General features: G+C 72.0%; 16 protein-coding genes and 1 pseudogene. 2 read left to right on the plus strand and 15 right to left on the minus strand.

Translation table 11 applies throughout. The annotated features are described in order from the left end of the window. The first annotated feature begins 481 nt into the window (after positions 1 to 481). Together KPL57_RS28490 and KPL57_RS28495 are read left to right on the plus strand one after the other, a co-directional pair. The gene (locus KPL57_RS28490) at positions 482 to 1,453 is read left to right on the plus strand and encodes a cyclase family protein (protein WP_062397852.1); all 972 of its coding nucleotides are present in this window, start codon (positions 482 to 484) and stop codon (positions 1,451 to 1,453) included. Further along, on the plus strand, positions 1,453 to 3,135 hold the full coding sequence (locus tag KPL57_RS28495) for an AMP-binding protein (RefSeq protein WP_226353832.1): 1,683 nt from the start codon (positions 1,453 to 1,455) through the stop codon (positions 3,133 to 3,135). The genes KPL57_RS28490 and KPL57_RS28495 overlap by 1 nt, the downstream gene beginning before the upstream one ends. A 66-nt stretch (positions 3,136 to 3,201) precedes the next feature. Here the strand turns inward: KPL57_RS28495 and rplL are convergent, their stop codons facing one another. The 15 genes and pseudogenes from rplL to KPL57_RS28570 form a co-directional block, all read right to left on the minus strand. Next, positions 3,202 to 3,591, minus strand: coding sequence for a 50S ribosomal protein L7/L12 (gene rplL, locus KPL57_RS28500; protein ID WP_062397856.1), 390 nt, complete (start codon positions 3,589 to 3,591; stop codon positions 3,202 to 3,204). A gap of 42 nt (positions 3,592 to 3,633) precedes the next feature. Next, a complete protein-coding gene (rplJ, locus tag KPL57_RS28505; RefSeq protein WP_226353833.1) occupies positions 3,634 to 4,200 on the minus strand; it encodes a 50S ribosomal protein L10 in 567 nt (188 codons plus the stop codon). A 309-nt stretch (positions 4,201 to 4,509) separates the two neighbouring features. Then, on the minus strand, positions 4,510 to 5,310 hold the full coding sequence (locus KPL57_RS28510) for a nuclear transport factor 2 family protein (RefSeq protein WP_226353834.1): 801 nt from the start codon (positions 5,308 to 5,310) through the stop codon (positions 4,510 to 4,512). Positions 5,311 to 5,390: 80 nt separating this feature from the next. After that, positions 5,391 to 6,014, minus strand: coding sequence for a hypothetical protein (locus tag KPL57_RS28515; RefSeq protein WP_178375981.1), 624 nt, complete (start codon positions 6,012 to 6,014; stop codon positions 5,391 to 5,393). A gap of 190 nt (positions 6,015 to 6,204) precedes the next feature. Further along, a complete protein-coding gene (locus KPL57_RS28520; protein WP_226353835.1) occupies positions 6,205 to 7,497 on the minus strand; it encodes an MCE family protein in 1,293 nt (430 codons plus the stop codon). Beyond that, the gene (locus KPL57_RS28525) at positions 7,494 to 8,807 is read right to left on the minus strand and encodes an MCE family protein (protein WP_226353836.1); all 1,314 of its coding nucleotides are present in this window, start codon (positions 8,805 to 8,807) and stop codon (positions 7,494 to 7,496) included. Before KPL57_RS28525 ends, KPL57_RS28520 begins: the two co-directional genes overlap by 4 nt. After that, entirely contained in the window at positions 8,804 to 10,198 is a 1,395-nt protein-coding gene (locus KPL57_RS28530) for an MCE family protein (protein ID WP_226353837.1), read from the minus strand. The genes KPL57_RS28525 and KPL57_RS28530 overlap by 4 nt, the downstream gene beginning before the upstream one ends. Then, entirely contained in the window at positions 10,198 to 11,163 is a 966-nt protein-coding gene (locus tag KPL57_RS28535) for an MCE family protein (RefSeq protein WP_226353838.1), read from the minus strand. Before KPL57_RS28535 ends, KPL57_RS28530 begins: the two co-directional genes overlap by 1 nt. Positions 11,164 to 11,411: 248 nt before the next feature. Next, positions 11,412 to 12,398: pseudogene (locus KPL57_RS28540) on the minus strand (MCE family protein); the annotation flags it as partial. An 11-nt stretch (positions 12,399 to 12,409) separates the two neighbouring features. Continuing rightward, the gene (locus KPL57_RS28545; protein WP_226353839.1) at positions 12,410 to 13,861 is read right to left on the minus strand and encodes an MCE family protein; all 1,452 of its coding nucleotides are present in this window, start codon (positions 13,859 to 13,861) and stop codon (positions 12,410 to 12,412) included. Next, positions 13,858 to 14,700, minus strand: a complete 843-nt coding sequence (locus tag KPL57_RS28550; RefSeq protein WP_226353840.1) for an ABC transporter permease — start codon at positions 14,698 to 14,700, stop codon at positions 13,858 to 13,860. The genes KPL57_RS28545 and KPL57_RS28550 overlap by 4 nt, the downstream gene beginning before the upstream one ends. A gap of 3 nt (positions 14,701 to 14,703) precedes the next feature. After that, the gene (locus tag KPL57_RS28555; protein ID WP_226353841.1) at positions 14,704 to 15,483 is read right to left on the minus strand and encodes an ABC transporter permease; all 780 of its coding nucleotides are present in this window, start codon (positions 15,481 to 15,483) and stop codon (positions 14,704 to 14,706) included. Then, the gene (locus KPL57_RS28560) at positions 15,480 to 16,604 is read right to left on the minus strand and encodes an ABC transporter ATP-binding protein (RefSeq protein WP_226353842.1); all 1,125 of its coding nucleotides are present in this window, start codon (positions 16,602 to 16,604) and stop codon (positions 15,480 to 15,482) included. The genes KPL57_RS28555 and KPL57_RS28560 overlap by 4 nt, the downstream gene beginning before the upstream one ends. A gap of 308 nt (positions 16,605 to 16,912) precedes the next feature. Next, a complete protein-coding gene (locus KPL57_RS28565) occupies positions 16,913 to 17,437 on the minus strand; it encodes a TetR/AcrR family transcriptional regulator (protein WP_226353843.1) in 525 nt (174 codons plus the stop codon). 119 nt (positions 17,438 to 17,556) lie between these two features. Further along, positions 17,557 to 18,978, minus strand: a complete 1,422-nt coding sequence (locus KPL57_RS28570; RefSeq protein ID WP_226353844.1) for an aldehyde dehydrogenase family protein — start codon at positions 18,976 to 18,978, stop codon at positions 17,557 to 17,559. Positions 18,979 to 19,000 lie beyond the last annotated feature (22 nt).

Consider the following 19,000-nt stretch of genomic DNA (forward strand, 5'->3'; position numbering starts at 1 on the left):
GCGTGCGCCGGTGGCGGGCGCTACCGTCTCCCTCGATCCGATCGGGGTCCCCCCGGATCGAGAAGCCGGTAGCCGGCCACGTCGCACGCCGTCTGTTGTCGGGCGCTGACGGACGAACGAACCCCCGCACCCATGTCCGCCGAACCCTCTCCGGCGGCCGACGGATCGGTCCGGAAGTCTTCCCCGGTCATGAGCGCGTGAGCCTGGACGCAGACAGCGCAAAGAATGACTATAGACGCTGCGAGCGCAGCTGTCGAGACAGGTCGCCGATTCCAGCATCCAGGCAACCACCGTTGCCCAAGAGTGACCTGCACGCCGCACCGAGTCAAGTCCCACTTCGTCGACGAGCGGTCATCCTGCCGGGACGACCGGTCCGCCGACGCCCGTTCAGGTCGCTCCGCGTGACGGTTGACACGGTGTCGTCGGGGCGCCAACGATCGGTCACAGGTCGGTGACGGCCGGCGGCGACGAAAGGACGACGATGTCCGACAGCACTCCTCCCATGCGCGAGCTCCTCGGTGACGACGCCCCCAGCAACTGGGGCAAGTGGGGTCCCGACGACGAGCTCGGCTGCCTGAACTACCTGGACGCGGGCGAGGTCCTGCGCGGCGTGCAGCACGTCCGGTCCGGCGAGGTGTTCACCCTGCAGATCCACATGGGACGCACCGAGGCGCCGGGCGACCCGCTGTGGCCGGGCCGCGAGGGCATCAAGCGCCAGAACGTCATGGACGAGGGCACCTGGGACTCGGCCGACGCGCCGCAGTTCCCCGGCGGTCTGCACTACGCCGACGACACCGCCCTCATCTTCCTGCAGGGCTCCACGCAGTACGACGCGCTCGGCCACGTCTGGTACGACGGCAAGCTCTGGAACGGCTACGACGCGCGCTCCACCGTCGACGCGATGGACCGGGCCTCGGTGCTGCCGATCGCGGAGAAGGGCGTCGTCGGGCGGGGCGTGCTCATCGACATGGCCCGGCACCGCGGCAAGGAATGGCTCGACAAGGGCGAGACCTTCGACCACACCGACCTCGAGGCCGCCGCGCAGGCACAGGGCGTCACGATCGAGCCGCACGACGTGCTCGTCATCCGCACCGGATGGATGAAGTACTGGTACGAGCTCAACGACCCGGCCACCTTCTACACCGACTTCACCGAGCCCGGGCTCACCTACTCGCGCGAGCTCGTGGAGTGGTTCCAGCGCAAGGAGATCCCGAACCTCGTCACCGACACGATCGCCAACGAGGTGACCAGCGAGCCGCACACCGGCGTCGCGCTCCCGCTGCACTGCGCGCTGATGCGCAACCTCGGCGTCGCCCTCACCGAGATCGCCTGGCTCGACGACCTCGCCGACGCCTGCGCCGCCGACGGACGGTGGAGCTTCCTCTACGCCGCGGCCCCGCTGAAGGTCGTCAACGGCACGGGGGCACCGGTGAACCCGATCGTGATCCGCTGATGTCCTTCGCCGACCGCCCCTGGCTGGCCCGCTACGCCGAGGGCCAGCCGCACGACATCACCCCGGACTTCCCGGACGCGCTGTCGATGTTCCGCGCCGCGGTGGCGCGCAACCCCGACGGCGACGCGATCCGCTACTTCGACGGCGCGCTCACCTACCGCGAGCTCGACGAGCTCACCGACGCCTTCGCCGCCGGGCTGCTCGCCGGCGGTTTCACCGCGGGCGAGCGGGTCGCGATGTACCTGCAGAACGTGCCGCAGTTCGTCCTCGGCCTGATCGGCACCTGGAAGGCCGGCGGCGTCGCGGTGTCGATCAACCCGATGAACCGGGAGCGCGAGCTGGAGCTGCTGCTGCGCGACTCCGGGTCGTCGGTGCTGGTGTGCCTGGAGTCGCTCTACGACGGCGTCGCGCGGACCGTGCTGGCCGGGCAGCCGGGTGTGCGCACCGTGCTCACCACCTCCGAGCGCGAGTTCCAGACCCGCGACGACCCGCGTGCGCTGCCCGACTCCGCGCGGCCGGACCTGTCCGGCGACGACGTCACCGACCTCGGGGCGTTCCTGGAGACGCACCGGGGCAGCACTCCCCCGCCGGTGTCGTTCACCGCAGGCGACACCGCGTTCCTCACCTACACCTCGGGGACCACCGGGCCGCCCAAGGGCGCGATGAACACCCACGGCAACGTCGTCTTCACCAGCCAGGCCTACGCCACCTGGTGCGGCCTCGGCGACGACGAGGTCGTCCTCGGCATCGCCCCGCTGTTCCATATCACCGGGCTGATCGCGCACGTGACCCTCGCCCAGTACCTGGCCGCGCCGCTGGTGCTGTTCCACCGGTTCGAGCCGTCGCTGGGCGTCGACGTCATCCGGGAGCACCGGCCGACCCTGACCGTCGGGGCGATCACCGTGTTCATCGCGCTGATGAACGCCCCGAACGCCGACCGGGAGGCGTTCGCGTCGCTGCGCACGATCTGCTCGGGCGGGGCGCCGATCCCGCCGTCGACGGTCACCGCGTTCCACGAGGCGTTCGGGCTGTGGATCCACAACATCTACGGGCTGACCGAGACCACCTCGCCGTCGCACGCGACGCCGATCGGCACGCAGGGGCCGGTGGACTCCGCGTCCGGGGCGCTGTCGGTGGGCGTCCCGATCTACGGGACCGTCGTGCGCATCCTCGACGACGACGGCGCGGAGCTCCCGCCCGGCGAGATCGGGGAGATCTGCACGTCCGGGCCGCAGGTCGTCGCGGGCTACTGGGGCAAGCCCGAGGAGACGGCCCACGCGTTCCCCACCGGGGAGCTCGCGCAGCCCGAACTCAGAACGGGGGACGTCGGCTACATGGACGCCGACGGCTGGTTCTACATCGTCGACCGCAAGAAGGACCAGATCAACGCGGGCGGCTACAAGGTGTGGCCGCGCGAGGTGGAGGACGTGCTCTACGAGCACCCCGCGGTGCGGGAGGCCGCGGTGGTCGGCGTCGCCGACGAGTACCGGGGCGAGACGGTGAAGGCGTTCGTGTCGCTGCGGGCGGGCGCCTCGGCCACCCCGGAGGAGCTGATCGCGTTCACCAAGGAGCGGATGGCGGCCTACAAGTACCCGCGGCAGGTGGAGCTGCTCGACGAGGTCCCCAAGACCGTCACGGGCAAGGTGCTGCGCCGCGAGCTGCGGGCCCGCGAGCAGACCTGATCCCGGAGACGACGACGGGGCGCCGACCCGGTGGGTCGGCGCCCCGTCGTGCGAGCGGTGCTCAGGTCACTTGAGCGAGACCTTGGCGCCGGCCTCCTCGAGCTTCGTCTTGGCGGCCTCGGCGGCCTCCTTGGCGACACCCTCGAGCAGCGGCTTCGGCGCGGACTCGACGAGGTCCTTCGCCTCCTTCAGGCCCAGGCCCGAGACGACCTCACGGACGACCTTGATGACCTGGATCTTCTTGTCACCGGCGGCCTCGAGGACGACGTCGAACTCGTCCTTCTCCTCCTCGGCGGGGGCGGCACCGGCGGCGGGGGCACCCGCGGCGGCGACGGCGACCGGGGCGGCCGCGGTGACCTCGAAGGTCTCCTCGAACTTCTTCACGAAGTCCGAGAGCTCGAGCAGGGTGAGCTCCTTGAAGGCGTCGAGCAGCTCGTCGGTGGACAGCTTCGCCATGGTGGCGGTCCTTTCTCTACGAAAGACAGATGGGGGTGGTGATCAGCTCTCGGCGGAGTCGCCGTCGGCCTCGGCCGGAGCGGCGGACTCGCCGGACTCGGCCTTCTTGTCGGCCAGCGCCTGCGCGAGGCGGGCGACCTGCGAGGCCGGGGCGTTGAACAGCCCGGCGGCCTTGGACAGGTTCGCCTTCATCGCGCCGGCCAGCTTGGCCAGCAGGACCTCGCGGGTCTCGAGGTCCGCCAGCTGCTCGACCTCGGCGGTGGACAGGGCGCGCCCGTCCATGTACCCGCCCTTGATCGTCAGACCGGGGTTGTCCTTCGCGAACTGCTTGATCGCCTTCGCGGCCTCGACGGGCTCACCCTTGATGAAGGTGATGGCCGTCGGGCCGGCGAGCAGGTCGTCCAGGCCCTGGACCCCGGCCTCCGCCGCCGCGCGCTTGACCAGGGTGTTCTTCGCGACGCGGAAGTTCGCGCCCGCACCCAGGTCCCGGCGCAGCTGGGTCAGCTTGGCGACGCTGAGCCCGCGGTACTCGGTCACGACCGAGGCGTCCGACTCGCGGAAGCGGTTGGTGATCTCCTCGACCGCTGCGACCTTCTCAGGTGCTGCCATCGCTGCCCTCCTCTCGGGGGTCGGTCTCGTGCACGTGGGACGTGCTTGGGGGTGCCACCGACGCAGTTCCCACTCCGACCCCGGAGACGACGAACGCCCCGTGCGCAGCAGCACGGGGCGTCGGAAGTTCGTGGGGCGCTCGCGCGCCCGGTGTCGCCTCGTCCTCCTGCGCGGGCCGTCCGGACGTTCCCGGAACCTTCGTACGCCCTTCGGGAAGGACGCGGACCTGCGGTCTTCGGTGGATCGGGAGTAACCATACTCCTCGCCGTACCCCCGGTTCGCCCGGGGGTACGGCGAGGCGGGGCCTGCTCAGGCCGGCGTCATCGCCGAGATCTTCCAGCGACCGTCGACGAACTGGGCGTCGACCCGCAGCCGGGCCGCCGCGGCGCCCTCCTGCGGGGCGCCGCCGTCGGCCTGGCGGCGGATGACCTGGTTGACGAAGGCGTAGACGGTCGCGCGGTCGCCGTCGATGCTCGCCACGGCGAGCTTCGGGATCGTCGCGGTGACCACGGCCTTCTGCTGCGGGGCGAGGTCCTTCACGCTGCCGAAGATCTTGTCGAACTCCGGCTGGAAGCCCGGGGTGATGACGCCACGGGCGTCGTCCTCGGCCTGCTGGAGGCGGGCGTAGTCGAAGGAGTAGACCTTCGTGATCGCCTCACCGACCTGCTCGCTGACCTGCGCGGTGGTGCCGACGTCGGTGAGCGCGGTGTTGGACGCCGAGCCGGTGAAGGTCGTGCGGTACCACTCGGCGCCGAAGAACGCGGCGGCCGCGACGAGCAGCACCGTGACGGCGAGCAGCAGGCCGGTCGCGCGCCGGGTGGTCGGGGCGGACAGCACCGACCGGCGGCGCGGGGCGCCGTCGGCCTCGGCCGGGGCACCGTCGGCGTCGTGGGCGGCGTCGTCGTCGGCCGTACCGGGGGCGTCGGTGCGCCCGGCGTCGCCGGAGCGCACCGGTGCGGCGGACGGGACCGCGTCACCGGAGCGCTCGTCGAGGGCGACACCGCCGGTGCCGGTCTCCTCCTCGTCGGGCTCGTCGGCGCGGGTGCGCGGGCGGCCCGCGACCTGGGGCCTGCGGATGCCGCCCGCGGGGCGGCGGCGGGGGGTGGACATGCGGTGACCTCCTGGGGTGGTCGACCTGGGAGCGGGGCGGTGCGGGGCACCGCCGGGGGGCCGGGGGTCGGGCCGGAGGGTCAGCCCGTACCCGGGGTGACCAGCGGCTCCAGTGCGTCGACCTTCCAGCCGTCGTCGGTGCGGACCATGCCGAGCTCGATGCGCTGGCGGGTCACGGCGGGCTGACCGCCCTCGGGCGTGACGGTCACGTCGACGCCGGCGAGCACCCGGGCGGTCCCGGCGCGCGGGTCGACCTCGGTCACCGCGGCGTCGGTCACGGTCGCGGCGGTGGTGCGCTTCTGGTCGGTGACCAGCTTGGCGTAGGCGTCGCGGTTGGACACGAACTCGTCGCGGACCGACCCGGCCGAGGACTGGATCCACAGGTCCAGGCCCTTCTGGGCGTCCTTGTGGTCCAGGGTGTTCAGGTTGATCACGGCCTGGCGGGCGTCACGGAGCGCCTCGTCGCGGGCCTGGGCGACCTGGGTGGCGTCGCTGTTCAGCGCGAACAGCCACAGGCCGCCCAGCACGAGCGCGAGCACCGCCGCGACGACGGCGGCCACGGGCAGGGCCCTGGCGAGCGGTCCGGGCGGGGCCTGGCCGCCGTCCGGACCGGTGGCAGGCTCCACGGGCGCGGCACCGTCGGGGGTGTCGGCCGTCGGGTCGGCCTTCGTGTCGGCGTCGGAGCCGGCAACGTCGGTGTTCATCGGGGAGCGTTCCTCCTCCCGGCTGCGGGGGCACAGCCGCTCGGCGACCGCACCGGGCGGCCGTGGGCCGGCCGTGGGGGTCCGCGCCGTCCGGCGGACGGCGGTCCCCCGCGGTCGTCGTGCCGGCCGGGCCCGGGTGTGGCCCGGCCGTCGTGCCGGTCGCGCCCCGGACGGGGCGCGACCGTCGTGCTCAACCGCCCAGGATCTGGGCGAAGCTCGTCACCAGGCCCGGCGTCGCGACCCGCTCGGCACGGTCGTCGCCGAGCGACCCGGCGTTCGGCCGCGGGGCCGGTCCGTCGGCGGTGTCGCCGCCGTGGTGACCGTCACCGTGGCCGCCGAACCCCGAGTTGCCGGAGTAGTCCGGCACCTCGAGCGGCTGGGGCCTCGGCACATTCTGCATTCCGCGCACGTTGGTGGGGCTTCCGGGGGGCTCGGTGCAGCGGGCGTCCTCGTTCACCGGTCGCTCGGAGACGTCGAGGCCACCGCGGTTGGGCGTGCCCTCGTAGCCCCGGGTGCAGACCGGCGGGTCGGCGATGTTGACGACCAGGCCGAGGTGCGCGGTCCCGTCGCCGGGCACGACCTTCGGCGCGACGGCCACCAGGCCGGGGTAGGTCACGAGCAGCTGGCGCAGGCCCGCCTGGCGCGGGGCCAGCAGTTCGGTCACCGTCCGCAGGTTCGCGATCGACTCGCCGAGCCCGGGGCCGCTCTCCCGGAGCAGGCCGCTGACCTGGTCGCCCAGGCGCGGGCCGTCGTCGATGATCCGGCGCAGGTCCGGGTCGGACTGCTTGAGCTGCTCGGTGACCTCGCGCAGGCCGCGGCTGAACTCCTGGAACTGCGGGGCCACCTCGTTCTGCGTGGTGAGCACCGGCCGGGCGTCGCGGATCAGCGCGGTCGTCTGCGGCAGCGCGTCGGTGGCGGCCCGGGTGAACTCCCCGGTGGTGTCGAGCAGCTGCTGCAGCGGCTGCGCGGTGCCCTCGAAGCCCTGGCCGAGCTCGCGGACGACGGTCTGCAGCGAGTCCTTCGGCACCGTCGACACGAGCTGGTCCAGCTCGGTCAGGAAGGTGTTGATCTGGACCGGGGTCCGGGTGCGGTCCTGCGGGATGACCGAGCCGGAGGCGAGCGCCTCGCCGCCGTCGGCCACCGGCTGGAGGTCGACGTACTGCTCGCCGATCGGCGAGAGGTTCCCGACGACGGCCCGGGCGTCGGCCGGGATGGACGGCGCGGAGTTCTCGATGTCGAGCTGGACGTCGACGCCGCGGGAGGTCAGCGACAGCTGCCCGACCCGGCCGACGCTCACGCCGCGGTAGGTGACATCGGCGCCGCTGAAGATCCCGCCGGAGTCGGCGAGCTCCACCGTGACCGGGTAGGTCGTCGCGCCGAAGATGCGGTCGAGGCCCGCATAGCGGAAGCCCGCGTAGCCGACCGCCACGACGGTGACGAGCACCAGCGCGATCAGCTGCCAGCGGACGGTCTTGGTGATCACGATCCGCCTCCGAAGAGTCCGCCGAGCAGGCCGCCGCCACCGGAGCCCTGCTCCGGCGTCGGGCTCGGTGCCGGGGTCGCCGACGGTGCCGGGGTGGCCGTCGCGGTGCCCGAGGCGGGCGGCGCCGGCGCGGTGGTGGGCTGCTCGGTCCCGAGCAGCGGCAGCGCGGGCGCACCCGGGACCGCCGGGGCCGGCTGCCGCGGGGTCGCGCCGAGCAGCGGCGTCAGCAGCTGCGCGGTGGGCGGCAGCTGGGCCAGCTGCGTCGGGTCGAGCGGGAGCCCGAGCTGGTTGGAGTTGAGGATGTTGCGCAGGATCGAACCGAGGTCCAGGTCCAGCTTCACGTAGAGGTTGGCGTAGTCACCGGCGACGGCGTCGGTGGCCGCATCGGTGAACGGGATCGACAGCAGCAGCTGCAGCGAGTCCGGCAGGTTCTGGCCGGAGTCGGCCAGGTTCCGCAGCACCGGGCGCAGCGCCTCCAGGTCGGCGAGCAGGTCGTCGCGGGACCGGTTGACGACGTTCGTCGCGACACCGGACAGCCGGTCGAGCGCCTGCAGCATGCCGACCAGCTGCCTGCGCTGGGACTCGAGCTCGCGCAGGCCGGGGCTGATGTTCTGCAGGGCGTTCTCGATCTGCGGGCGACGCTCGGCGAGCGTGGCCGACAGGCGGTTGAGCCCGTCGAGCGCCCGGTTGATGTCGTCCTTGGAGCTGTCGAGCGAGCCGACGAGCCGGTCGAGGTTGTCCAGCAGCGCCCGCACCTGCGGCTCGCGCCCGGACAGCGCGTTGTTCAGCTCGGTGGAGATGGTCCGGATCTGGGCCACGCCGCCGCCGTTGAGCAGCAGCGACAGGGCCCCGAGGACCTCCTCGACCTCGGCCGCGCGCCCGCTGGCCTGCAGCCCGATCTTCCCGCTCCGCGCGAGGTCGCCCTCTGCGGGAACGGTCGGCTGGGACAGCTCGACGAACTTCTCACCGAGCAGCGAGGTCGTGCGGACCCGCGCGGTGGCGTTGGCCGGGAGCTTGACGTCGCGGTTCACCGCGACGGTGACCAGCGCGTTCCACGACCCCGGCTCGACGGCGACGGTCTCGACCGCGCCGACCGGCACGTCACCGACGCGCACGATCGACTGCGGGACGAGGTCGACGACGTCGGCGAACTCGATCTGCACCGAGTACGGGTCGTCGCCCAGGTTCGCGCCACCGGGCAGCGGGATGCCCCGGAGGCCGCCGTCCACCGCGCCGCAGCCGCCCGCGAACAGGGCCACGGCGGTCAGCAGCGCCGACACCCGGCCGACACGGCTGCTGGAGCCGATCACGATCCACCTCCGAACAGGCCGAACAGTCCGCCGCCCCCGCGCTCCTCGGTCTCGGGGACCGGGGTGGGAGTGGCCTGCGGGGCCGTCGTCGTCGACGGCGCCGGGGTGGCCGGGGCGCCGGTGGCACCCGGTGCGGGCTGCCCACCGGGGGCGGGAGCCTGCGGGTCGGCCGGGGCGCGCAGCTGCGAGCCCGGGTCGGTCAGCGACAGCGGCGAGCCCGGCATCAGCTGGGGCACCGCCGGGTTGACCCCGGAGCCGCCGGCCTGGAGCTGCTCGAGCACCTGCTGCGGGGTCGGCAGCGGCACGGCGCCGTCGAGGATCGGGGCCAGGCCGTCGCACAGCGCGGCGGTGGGCTGGTCCAGGCCACCCGGGATCGCACCCGCGCCGCGGCGGAGGATCTCGCAGATCGCGACCGGCAGCGGGTAGGCCAGCTCGTTGATGTTGGCCCGGGTGTCGAGGGTCTCGGAGGAGCCGTTGTAGATGTTGGTGAGGTTGTTCAGCGCGGCCGGGGCGACGTCGGCGATCTCGGACAGCGCCCGCTGGTGGTCGACGACCTCCTGCGAGACGCTCGCGAGCTTGTCCACGTTCGACCGCAGCGTCGACCGGTTGTCCCGCACGAAGTCCGCGACCTCGCCGAGTGCGTAGGACAGCTGGTTCAGCGCCCCGCCGAGCTCGCCGCGCTGGCTCGCGAGGAAGCCGGTCACGTCGGCCAGCTTCCCGTTGAGCTCGCGGATGCCGGGGTCGTTCTCCCGCAGCGTCCCGACGAACTTCTGCAGCTCGGTGATGGTGCCGAACAGGTCACCGCTGGACCCGTTCAGCGTCGCCGAGAGCCCACCCAGGTTGCGGATGGTGTCGTTGAGCGCGCGGCCGTTGCCGTCGAGGTTCTTCGCGGTGACGTCCAGGACGTCGTTGAGCGCGCCGTCCTTGTTCGCCCCCTGCGGGCCGAGCGCCCGGGAGAGCTCGGTCGCGGTCCGGGTGAGGTCGTCGACGCCGAGCGGGAACGCGGTGCGCTCCAGCGGGATCGGCTCGCCGTTCCACTCCGGGCCGCCGGTCCACACCGGGGTCAGCTGCACGTAGCGGCCGGTGACCAGGCTCGGCGAGACGACGGCGGCCTTGACGTCGGCGGGCAGGCGCACCTCGTCGTCGGTGATGGTCATGTCGACCCGCACCCGGTCGCCCTCCGGCGTGATCCGGTCGATCTTGCCGACCGGGACGCCGAGCACCCGCACGTCGTTGTCCTGGAACAGCGCGGCGGAGCTGGTGAAGTAGGCGGTGACCTGGCGGCCGCCGCCGGAGGTGATCAGCCAGATCGCGCTCGCCACCAGGACGGCGACGACGGCGATCAGGGCACCGAACTGGATCTGGCGCCGGTCGTTGGCCCAGGACCCCATCAGCAGTCACCCCCGAGCGGCACGACCGGCGGCAGCAGGCCGCACAGGTAGTTGTCGAACCAACGGCCGTTGCCGAGGGCGTTGCCGAACACGCGGACGAACACCGCTTCCTTGTCGAGGATCTCGCCGAGGTTGTCGCGGTTCTCCTCGAGCACCGCCAGCACGCGGTCGAGGGTCTCCAGGGCCGGGCGCAGCTGCGCCTGGTTGTCGGCGACGAGGCCGCGCAGCTGGATCGACAGGCGCTGCACGCCGTCGAGCAGGTTCGCGATCGCGTCCTTGCGGCGCTGCAGCTCACCGAGCAACAGATTGCCGTCGTTCACCAGCTTCACGACATCGCCGCGGCGGTCCGCCAGCGTGGTCGACAGCTGCCGGGTGTTGGCGAGCAGCTTCTTCAGCTCGCCGTCGCGGCTGGAGATCGTGTTCGACAGGCGGGACAGCCCGTCCAGGGCCCCGCGGATCTCCGGCGGGGTGTCGCGGAAGGTGTCCGAGAGCGTGGTGAGGCTCGACGCGAGCTGCGTGGTGTCGAGCTGGTCGATCGTGCCGGAGAGGCCGTTGAAGGCGTCGACGACGTCGAACGGGGACTTGGTCCGGTCCCGGCCGATCGGCTCGTCGGGGTTCTGCTCGCCGTCGCCGCGCGGGTCGAGGGCGAGGAACTTGGAGCCGAGCAGCGTCGCGATCTCGATCGACGCCGTGGTCCGGTTGCCGACCCAGGCGTCCTCGACGGTGAACTCGACCTTCACGTGGTCGCCGTCGAGGGAGACCTTCTGCACCCGGCCCGCCTCGACGCCGGCCACGGTGACGCGGTCGTTGGCCTGCAGGCCCGCCGCCTCGGGGAACTCCGCGGTGTAGCGGGTGGCCCCGGAGAAGATCGCCTCGTAGTTGAACGCGGCCAGTGTCAGCGCCGCGATCAGCACGAGTCCGATCACCGCCGTCAGGACGGGGCGCTTCTGCCCTGCCTGTGCCATCAGTTGCCTCCCGGCTGCAGCGCTGCGGTCGGGTCGCTGCTGGAGTCGACCGGGCCACGGCCGGCCGCCTGGTCCAGCAGGCCGCCGACCGACTCGGTGGTCGGCTCACGCATCAACGGGTTGTCCTGGGCGCGGTTGTCCGCGGGGTCGCCGGGCTGCGAGCCGTCGGTCGGGACGGTGTTGCCGGCCCCGATCCCGGACGGGTCCGCGCCGCAGCGCCGCTCGGGGTTGCGGATCGGGCCGATGCCCAGCTGCTCCAGCGAGGTCGGCGGCAGGATCGGCGAGATGCCGATCTGGCCGTCGAGGCCGCAGAGGTAGAAGTTGAACCAGCTGCCGTAGGAGCCGACGCGGGCGATCCGGTTCAGCTTGAACGGCGTGTACTGCAGGAACCGCTCGATCGCGGGGCGGCCCTGGTCGAGCTGGGTCGCGAGGTCCCCGAGGTTGCGGATGTCGTCGCGCAGCGGCGGGCGGGCGTCCTCCAGGAACGACCCGGTGACCTGGGTCAGCTCGCCGATGGACTGGATGGCGTTGCCGATGGGCTCGCGGTCCTGGGCCAGCCCGGACACCAGCGCCTGCAGCGAGCTGATCAGCTCGTTGAGGCCCTCGTCGTTGCGGTTGACGGTGTCGAGCGTCAGGTTCAGGTTGTCGATGACCTGGCCGATGACCTGGTCGCGGTCGGCGATCGAGTTGGTCAGCGACGACGTCGAGGCCAGCAGGCTCTGCACCGTGCCGCCCTCGCCCTGCAGGACCTGGACGATCTCCATCGACAGCTTGTTGATCTGGTCCGGGTCGAGGCCCTGGAACAGCGGCTGGAAGCCGTTGAACAGCACGGTCAGGTTGACCGCGGGGCGGGTCCGGTCGATCGGGATCTGGCCGCCGGCGGGGAGGTCCTGCCCGGTCGGGCCCGCGCCCTGGTCCAGCGCCATGTACCGCTGGCCGATGAGGTTCTTGTACTTCAGGGTCGCGCTGACCGTCGCCGGCAGCGGGGTGGACGAGTCGACGTCGAACGCCACCTCGGCGACCCGCTGGTCGACGATGCGGACGTCCTTGATCGACCCGACGACGACGCCGGCGATGCGGACGTCGTCGCCGGCCAGCAAGCCGGTCGCGTCGGTGAACCGGGCGGTGTACTCGGTGACCTGGCCGCCGCGGGCGTTCGCGATGGTCAGGCCGAGCAGCGTGGTGCCCATCGCCGTGATCAGCGCGAAGACCAGGAACTTGACCAGCGCCGAGATCGGGAGCCTGCTCACGTCAGCGTCACCTCCGTGCCGCGCAGGAGCGGGCCGACCATCGTGCTGCTCCAGGCCGGCACGGCCTGCGGGGAGCCGCCCTGGTGGGCGGCCAGCAGCTGCGCGACGACCTCCTGCTCACCGGCGGAGTTCGCGACGCCCATGTCGACCGAGCCGCTCTGGTGCGCCCCCTCGTAGGACGACGGCTGGATGCCCACCTGGCCGAGCGTGGTGGTCAGCGGGGGCAGCACGCCCGCGCCGTTCTGCGCGCTCTGGTCCTGGATCAGGCCGAAGCTGTTCGTGCCGTCGTAGGTGCCGAAGGTGTCGACCCCGAAGTCCTCGGGGTTGCCCATCGGCTGCCCGGCCGGGGCCGGGCCGGGGACGGAGCCGTCGCGGAACGGGCCGTCCGGCGGGTACTGGGTGCCGGTCGGCACCGGGATCGGGTAGCAGCGCGGGCCGCGGTCGTCGCCGTAGCGCGGCTCGTCCTGGTTGGGCAGGTACTTGCCCTTGCTCGCCACGATCTCGAGGGTGATGTTGACGCCCACCCGGTCGGTGCCCGGCCGGATCGCGTCGTTGATCTTCGGGATCAGCTCGACGAGCTGGCGGGTCAGGCAGGGGAACTCGGGCGAGTAGCGCGCGAGCGTCTCCAGCGTCGGCCGGCTGGCCGCCGACAGCCCGATGATGTTCTCGCCGTTCGCGTCGAGGAAGGCCCGCAGGTCGTCCGACGCGCCGGTGATGGAGCGGTAGAGGTTCCGCAGCCCCTCGCGCTTCTCGACGATCGTGCGGCTGGTGACCGTCAGGTTGTCGAGCGCGTCGAGCAGGTCCGGCGCCGCCTGGTTCAGGTTGTCGGAGAACGTCGCCAGCTGGCGGATGTCCTCCTGCAGGTCGGGCACGGCCGGGTTGAGGCCCTCGACCAGCGTGTTGAGCTGGGTGAGGGTCTCGCCGAGCTGGTTGCCGCGGCCCTGCAGGGCCTGGGAGAGCGAGCCGAGGGTGGTCGCGAGGTCCTGCGGGCGGACGGTCTGCAGCAGCGGCAGGAGCTCGTCGAGCACGCGCTCGACCTCCAGCGCGGCCTTGCTGCGGTCCTCGGGGATGACGTCGCCCGCGGCGAGCCGGGCCGTCGACGGCGCGGCCGGCGGGACGAGCGAGACGAACTTCTCGCCGAACAGCGTCTTGGGGAGCAGCTGCGCGGTGACGTTCTCGGGGATCTGGTCGAGGTACTGCGGGTCCATCGACATCTCGATGCTGGTGTCGGTGCCGTTCGAGACGACCTTGTCGACCTGCCCGACGATCAGGCCGTTGACCTTGACGTCGGAGCGCTCCTGCATCTGGGTGCCGACCCGGGCCACGTTCAGCGTGACCGGGACGCCGGAGGAGAACACCCCCGAGTACTGGGCGACGGCCAGGCCGAGCAGGACGACGATGACCGTGACGAAGGCCAGGCCCTGCAGCACACGCTTGGTGGACCTCATCCGGCCACCCGCACCGAGGTCGAGGTGCCGAACATGACGAGGGTGAGGAAGAAGTCGAGGACCGCGGTGCTGACGATCGACAGCCGCACCGCCCGCCCGACCGCGACGCCGACGCCGGCCGGTCCGCCCTTGGCGGAGTAGCCGTAGTGGCAGTGGATCAGGATGATCACCGTCGCGAACACGATCACTTTGAGATAGGACAGCAGTACGTCACTGACCGGCAGGAACAGGTCGAAGTAGTGGTCGTACGTGCCACCCGGCAGGCCGTTGATCAGCGTGACGTTGATCCGCGAGGCGGCGTAGCTGGCGAGCAGGCCGAGCGTGTAGATCGGGATGATCGCGACGATGCCGGCGACCACCCGGGTGGTGACCAGGTAGGGCACCGAGGGCACGGCCATGACCTCGAGGGCGTCGATCTCCTCGGAGATCCGCATCGCGCCGAGCTGGGCGGTGAACCCCGCGCCGAGGGTCGCGGTCAGCGCCGAGGCGGCGACCAGCGGGGCGATCGAGCGGGTGTTGAAGTAGGCGGTGATGAAGCCGGTCAGCGCCTCGACTCCCAGGGCGTCGAGGGCCCGGAAGCCCTGCAGGCCGACCAGCGAGCCGACGAACAGCGACAGCGACGCCATGACGCCGACGGTCCCGAGGATGACGATCAGCGCGCCGGACCCGAAGGACACCTCGGCGAGCAGCCGGGCGACCTCCTTCTTGTAGCGGGTCAGCGTCTTCGGGATCCAGAGGATCGACCGGATGTAGAGCGAGAGCTGGTCGCCCAGCTCCTCGAGCTGGTTCAGCGGCGCCTGCGCGGCCCGCCGGGCACGTGTTCCGAGTGGGGTTGCCATGGATCAGAAGCCCTTCGGCGGGACGAGCTCGAGGTACAAGGCGGTGAGCACGAGGTTGATCAGGAAGACCAGGACGAAGGAGATGACGACGGCCTGGTTCACCGCGTCGCCGACGCCCTTGGCGCCGGGGGGCGGGTTCAGCCCGCGGAAGGCGGCGACGACGCCCGCGACGATGCCGAACAGGAAGGCCTTCATCTCCGACACGACGATGTCGCTGACCTGCGCGATCGCCGAGAAGCTGGAGATGTAGGCGCCGGGCGAGCCGCCCTGGATGATCACGTTGAAGAAGTAGCCGCCGGCGACGCCGACGCAGGTGGCGAGGCCGTTCAGGACGACGGCGGTGATGCCCATCGCGAGCACCCGTGGGACGACGAGGCGCTGGATCGGCGAGATGCCGAGCACCTCCATCGCCGCGATCTCCTCGCGGATGGTCCGCGCGCCCAGGTCCGCACAGACGGCGCTCCCGCCCGCCCCGGAGATCAGCAGCGCGGTGACGATCGGCGCGGCCTGCTGGACGATCGCGAGGACCGCGCCGGCGCCGGTCTGGGACTGGGCGCCGAACTGGCGGGTCAGCTCACCGAGCAGCAGCGCGATCGTCGCACCGAAGGGGATGGTGAACAGTGCGGTCGGCAGCGCCGAGACCTTGGTGACGAACCAGGTCTGCTCGACGAGCTCGCGCCACTGGAACGGCCGGCGCAGTCCCTGGCGGCCGATCTCGGCGAACAGGCCGAAGAACTTGCCGACCGGGGTGAGCGCCCGCGTGACGGGGCTGGGGGTGCTCACCGCTCACCGCCGGAGAGCTGGTGACGGCCGCCCGGGTCGGGGGTGTCGTCGGTGATGCGCGGGTGGATGTCGGTGGGACGGTCATCGCTCACCGTCGCGCCGCTGCGGGCCATCTGACGGGTGGTGCCGTCCTGCGACGGGCCGCCCGCCTGCGCGTCGCTGTCGGCGTACTGCTCCCGGATCGCCTCCTGCGCCGACTCGGGAAGCTCGTGCATCATCTCCTGGACCCGCTCACGGCGGCGATGCACGGCCTGCCGGTCGGGCATCCCGGTCGAGGCGACGAGCTGGGGCTTCATCGGCGGGCGGCCCTCGAGCTCGCCGGCCTCCTCCATCTCGCGGGCGGCCTGGGCGGCGTCCTTCTCCTCCGACATCCCGATCGGCCCCTCGCGACGCCCGTTGAGGAACTGGGCGACGACGGGCTCGTCGGAGGTCAGCAGGACCTCGCGGGGGCCGAACATGGCCAGGTGCTTGCGGTAGAGCAGCCCGATGTTGTCCGGGACCGTCTGCGCCGAGTTGATGTCGTGGGTGACGATCAGGAACGTCGAGTCCGTCATCGCGTTCAGATCGATGATCAGCTGGTTCAGGTACGCCGTCCGCACCGGGTCCAGACCCGAGTCCGGCTCGTCGAACAGAATGATCTTCGGATCCAGCACCAACGCCCGCGCCAGCCCCGCCCGCTTACGCATACCGCCCGAGATCTCACCCGGCAGCTTGCCCTCGGCACCGACCAGACCGACCATGTCGATCTTCTCCATGACGATGTCGCGGATCGCCGACTCCGACTTGCGCGTGTGCTCCCGCAACGGGAACGCGATGTTGTCGAACAGGTTCATCGACCCGAACAACGCACCGTCCTGGAACAGCACCCCGAACAGCTTCCGGATCTCGTACAGCTCGGACTCCGAGCACTTGCACAGGTCGACGCCCTCGATCACGATCGACCCCCGCTCCGGCTTGAGCAGCCCGATCAGGGACTTCAGGAACACCGACTTACCGGTACCCGACGGCCCGAGCAGCACCGACACCTCGCCCGCGGGCAGCGTCAGGGTCACGTCCGACCAGATGTTGGCCCGACCGAAGGACTTCGTCAGTCCCTCGACCTTCACCTCGACACCGGTCACGTGTCGCCTCCTCGCGCAATAGACCGACGAACCGCACCGGGGCCCGGGAACGCTGGGGAGCGGGGGCCAGTCGTCGGTGCTGAACGGAACAACGAGTCTGCGCGTCAGGGGTTACTGGCGGGTCGGCGGGGTCGGCGATCGGCGACCATGCCGTAATCTACGTTATGGTTACCGTGGGTTACAGATCACCGCGCAATGTTGCGGACCGTGGGTAACAGTGCTCCCGGCCGGGTATCAGGGCTGGTCCGAACGGCCCGATTGCCGTTGTACGACCGAGTCGGCGACCACGCCCCCACCCGCCCGGAGGATCACCCGATCGGCGGCGTCACGTGCGGGGCGTGCGACAGGATGAGGCGCTGGTAGTCGTCGAACAGGGCACGCAGGAGATCGCGGTCGCGGGGGTCGCAGGTCTGCTGGTAGCCGGCCATCAGCGAGATGCCGAAGACGGCGAGCCTGCGGGCGTCGTCCGGGTCGGGCACGACGTCGGCCACCACCTGCTCCAGCGCGATCCGGCGCTGCACGTCCACCCGCGCCTGGGCGCGGCCGACCTCGGGGTCGATCTGGGCCCAGGCCCGGATAGCGGCCTCGGCGTCGTGCCGCAGGGCCACCGTGAGCTGCTTGACCACGTCGATGCGCTCGACCGGGTCCGCGGTCGCCCGGGCCAGCTCGACGATCCGGTCGGTCTGCTCGGCCTCCCAGTAGCGCAGCAGTCCGCGGACGAAGCCCGCCCAGCCGCCGAAGTGGTGGTAGAACGACCCGCTGGTCACGCCGAGCGACCGGCACAACGGACCGATCTTGAGCCCGGCCGCGCCCTCGCGCGCGAGGATCGACATCGCAGCGTCGTAGTACTGCTCGGCAGCGATCTGCCGACCCGCTCTCCTGGCCACCCCGCCCGCCCCCTCTCCACGACCCGTGCCGACCCACCAGGGTGCCACGCCGGACGCGTGTCCGATCAGAAGATCCTGCGCAGCAGGCGTTCGGTCCGCCCGTCGTAGGGCGGGTAGACGATGCCGGGGTCGGGCCGGGCAGGCTTGCGCAACACCGCCCGCCGGTGCGAGAAGGTCTCGAACCCGAACCGCCCGTGGTAGGCCCCGGAGCCGCTGCGCCCCACTCCCCCGAAGGGCAGCTGGGGCACCAGCACGTGGAACATCAGGTGGTTGACGACGGTCGCCCCGGCGGGGACCTCGCGGGTGACCCGCTCCGCGGTGCGCGACGAGCCGGTGAACACGTAGGCGGCCAGGGGCTTCGGACCGGCGTTGACATGCGCGATCGCGGCGTCGACACCGTCGACGGTCAGCACCGGCAGGATCGGGCCGAAGATCTCCTCGGTCATCAGCCGGGACCCCGGCCGCGGGTCGAGCACGACCGTCGGCTCCCCGGTGCGGGTCTCCGGGTCGATCGTCCCGCCGGCCACCACGGTGCCCCCGTGGTCGTCGGCGAGCAGACCCGCGAGCCGCGCCGCCTGCCGGGCGTCGACGATCCGCACGCCCCCGCCCGCGCCGCCGCGCATCCGCGCGGTCTCGGCGACCAGCCGCTCGACCAGCTCGTCGCGGACGGCGGAGTCGACGAGCAGGTAGTCCGGGGCGACGCAGGTCTGGCCGGAGTTCATGAGCTTGGTCCAGGCGATCCGGCGCGCGGCGACCTCGACGTCGGCATCCGCGGCGACGATCACCGGGCTCTTCCCGCCCAGCTCGAGCGTGACCGGGGTCAGGTGCGGCGCCGCGGCGGCCATCACCTTCGCCCCGACCTCCGGGCTGCCGGTGAAGAACGCGTGGTCCAGGCCCTGGGCGAGCAGCTCCTGGGTCTCCCCCGGCCCTCCGGTGACGACGGCGACGGCGTCCGGGTCGGTGTAGCGCGGCAGCAGCCGGGCGAGCACCTCCGCGGTCGCGGGCGCGTACTCCGAGGGCTTCACCACGGCGCAGTTCCCGGCCGCGAACGCGGCCACCAGCGGCGCGAGCGTGAGGTACGCCGGGTAGTTCCACGGCCCGATGACCAGCACGACCCCGAGCGGCTCGTGCACCCAGCGCGCCGACCCCGGCTGCACCGACAGCGGCAGGCCGACCCGGTGCGGGCGCATCCAGCGGCGCAGGCGCCTCCGGGCGTGGCGGGACTCCGCGACGGTCGGGGCCAGGTCGGCCATCCAGGCGTCGACGCGGGGACGGCCGAGGTCGGCGGCGAGGGCCGCGACGAACTCGTCCTCGGCCTCGGTGAGCATCCGCTCGAGACCGCTCAGCTGGCGCAGCCGCCAGCTCCGGTCGCGGGTACGGCCACCACGGAACGTGGTCCGCAGGCGGGCGACCTGCTCGCGGACGCTCGTGCCGTCGGAGGCGTCGTCGGTGGCCCCGGTGGGCTCCCCGGTCCTGGTCACGGTCATCGCCGGCACTCCACGTCGTCGG

Source organism: Pseudonocardia sp. ICBG601 (genome assembly GCF_020496245.1).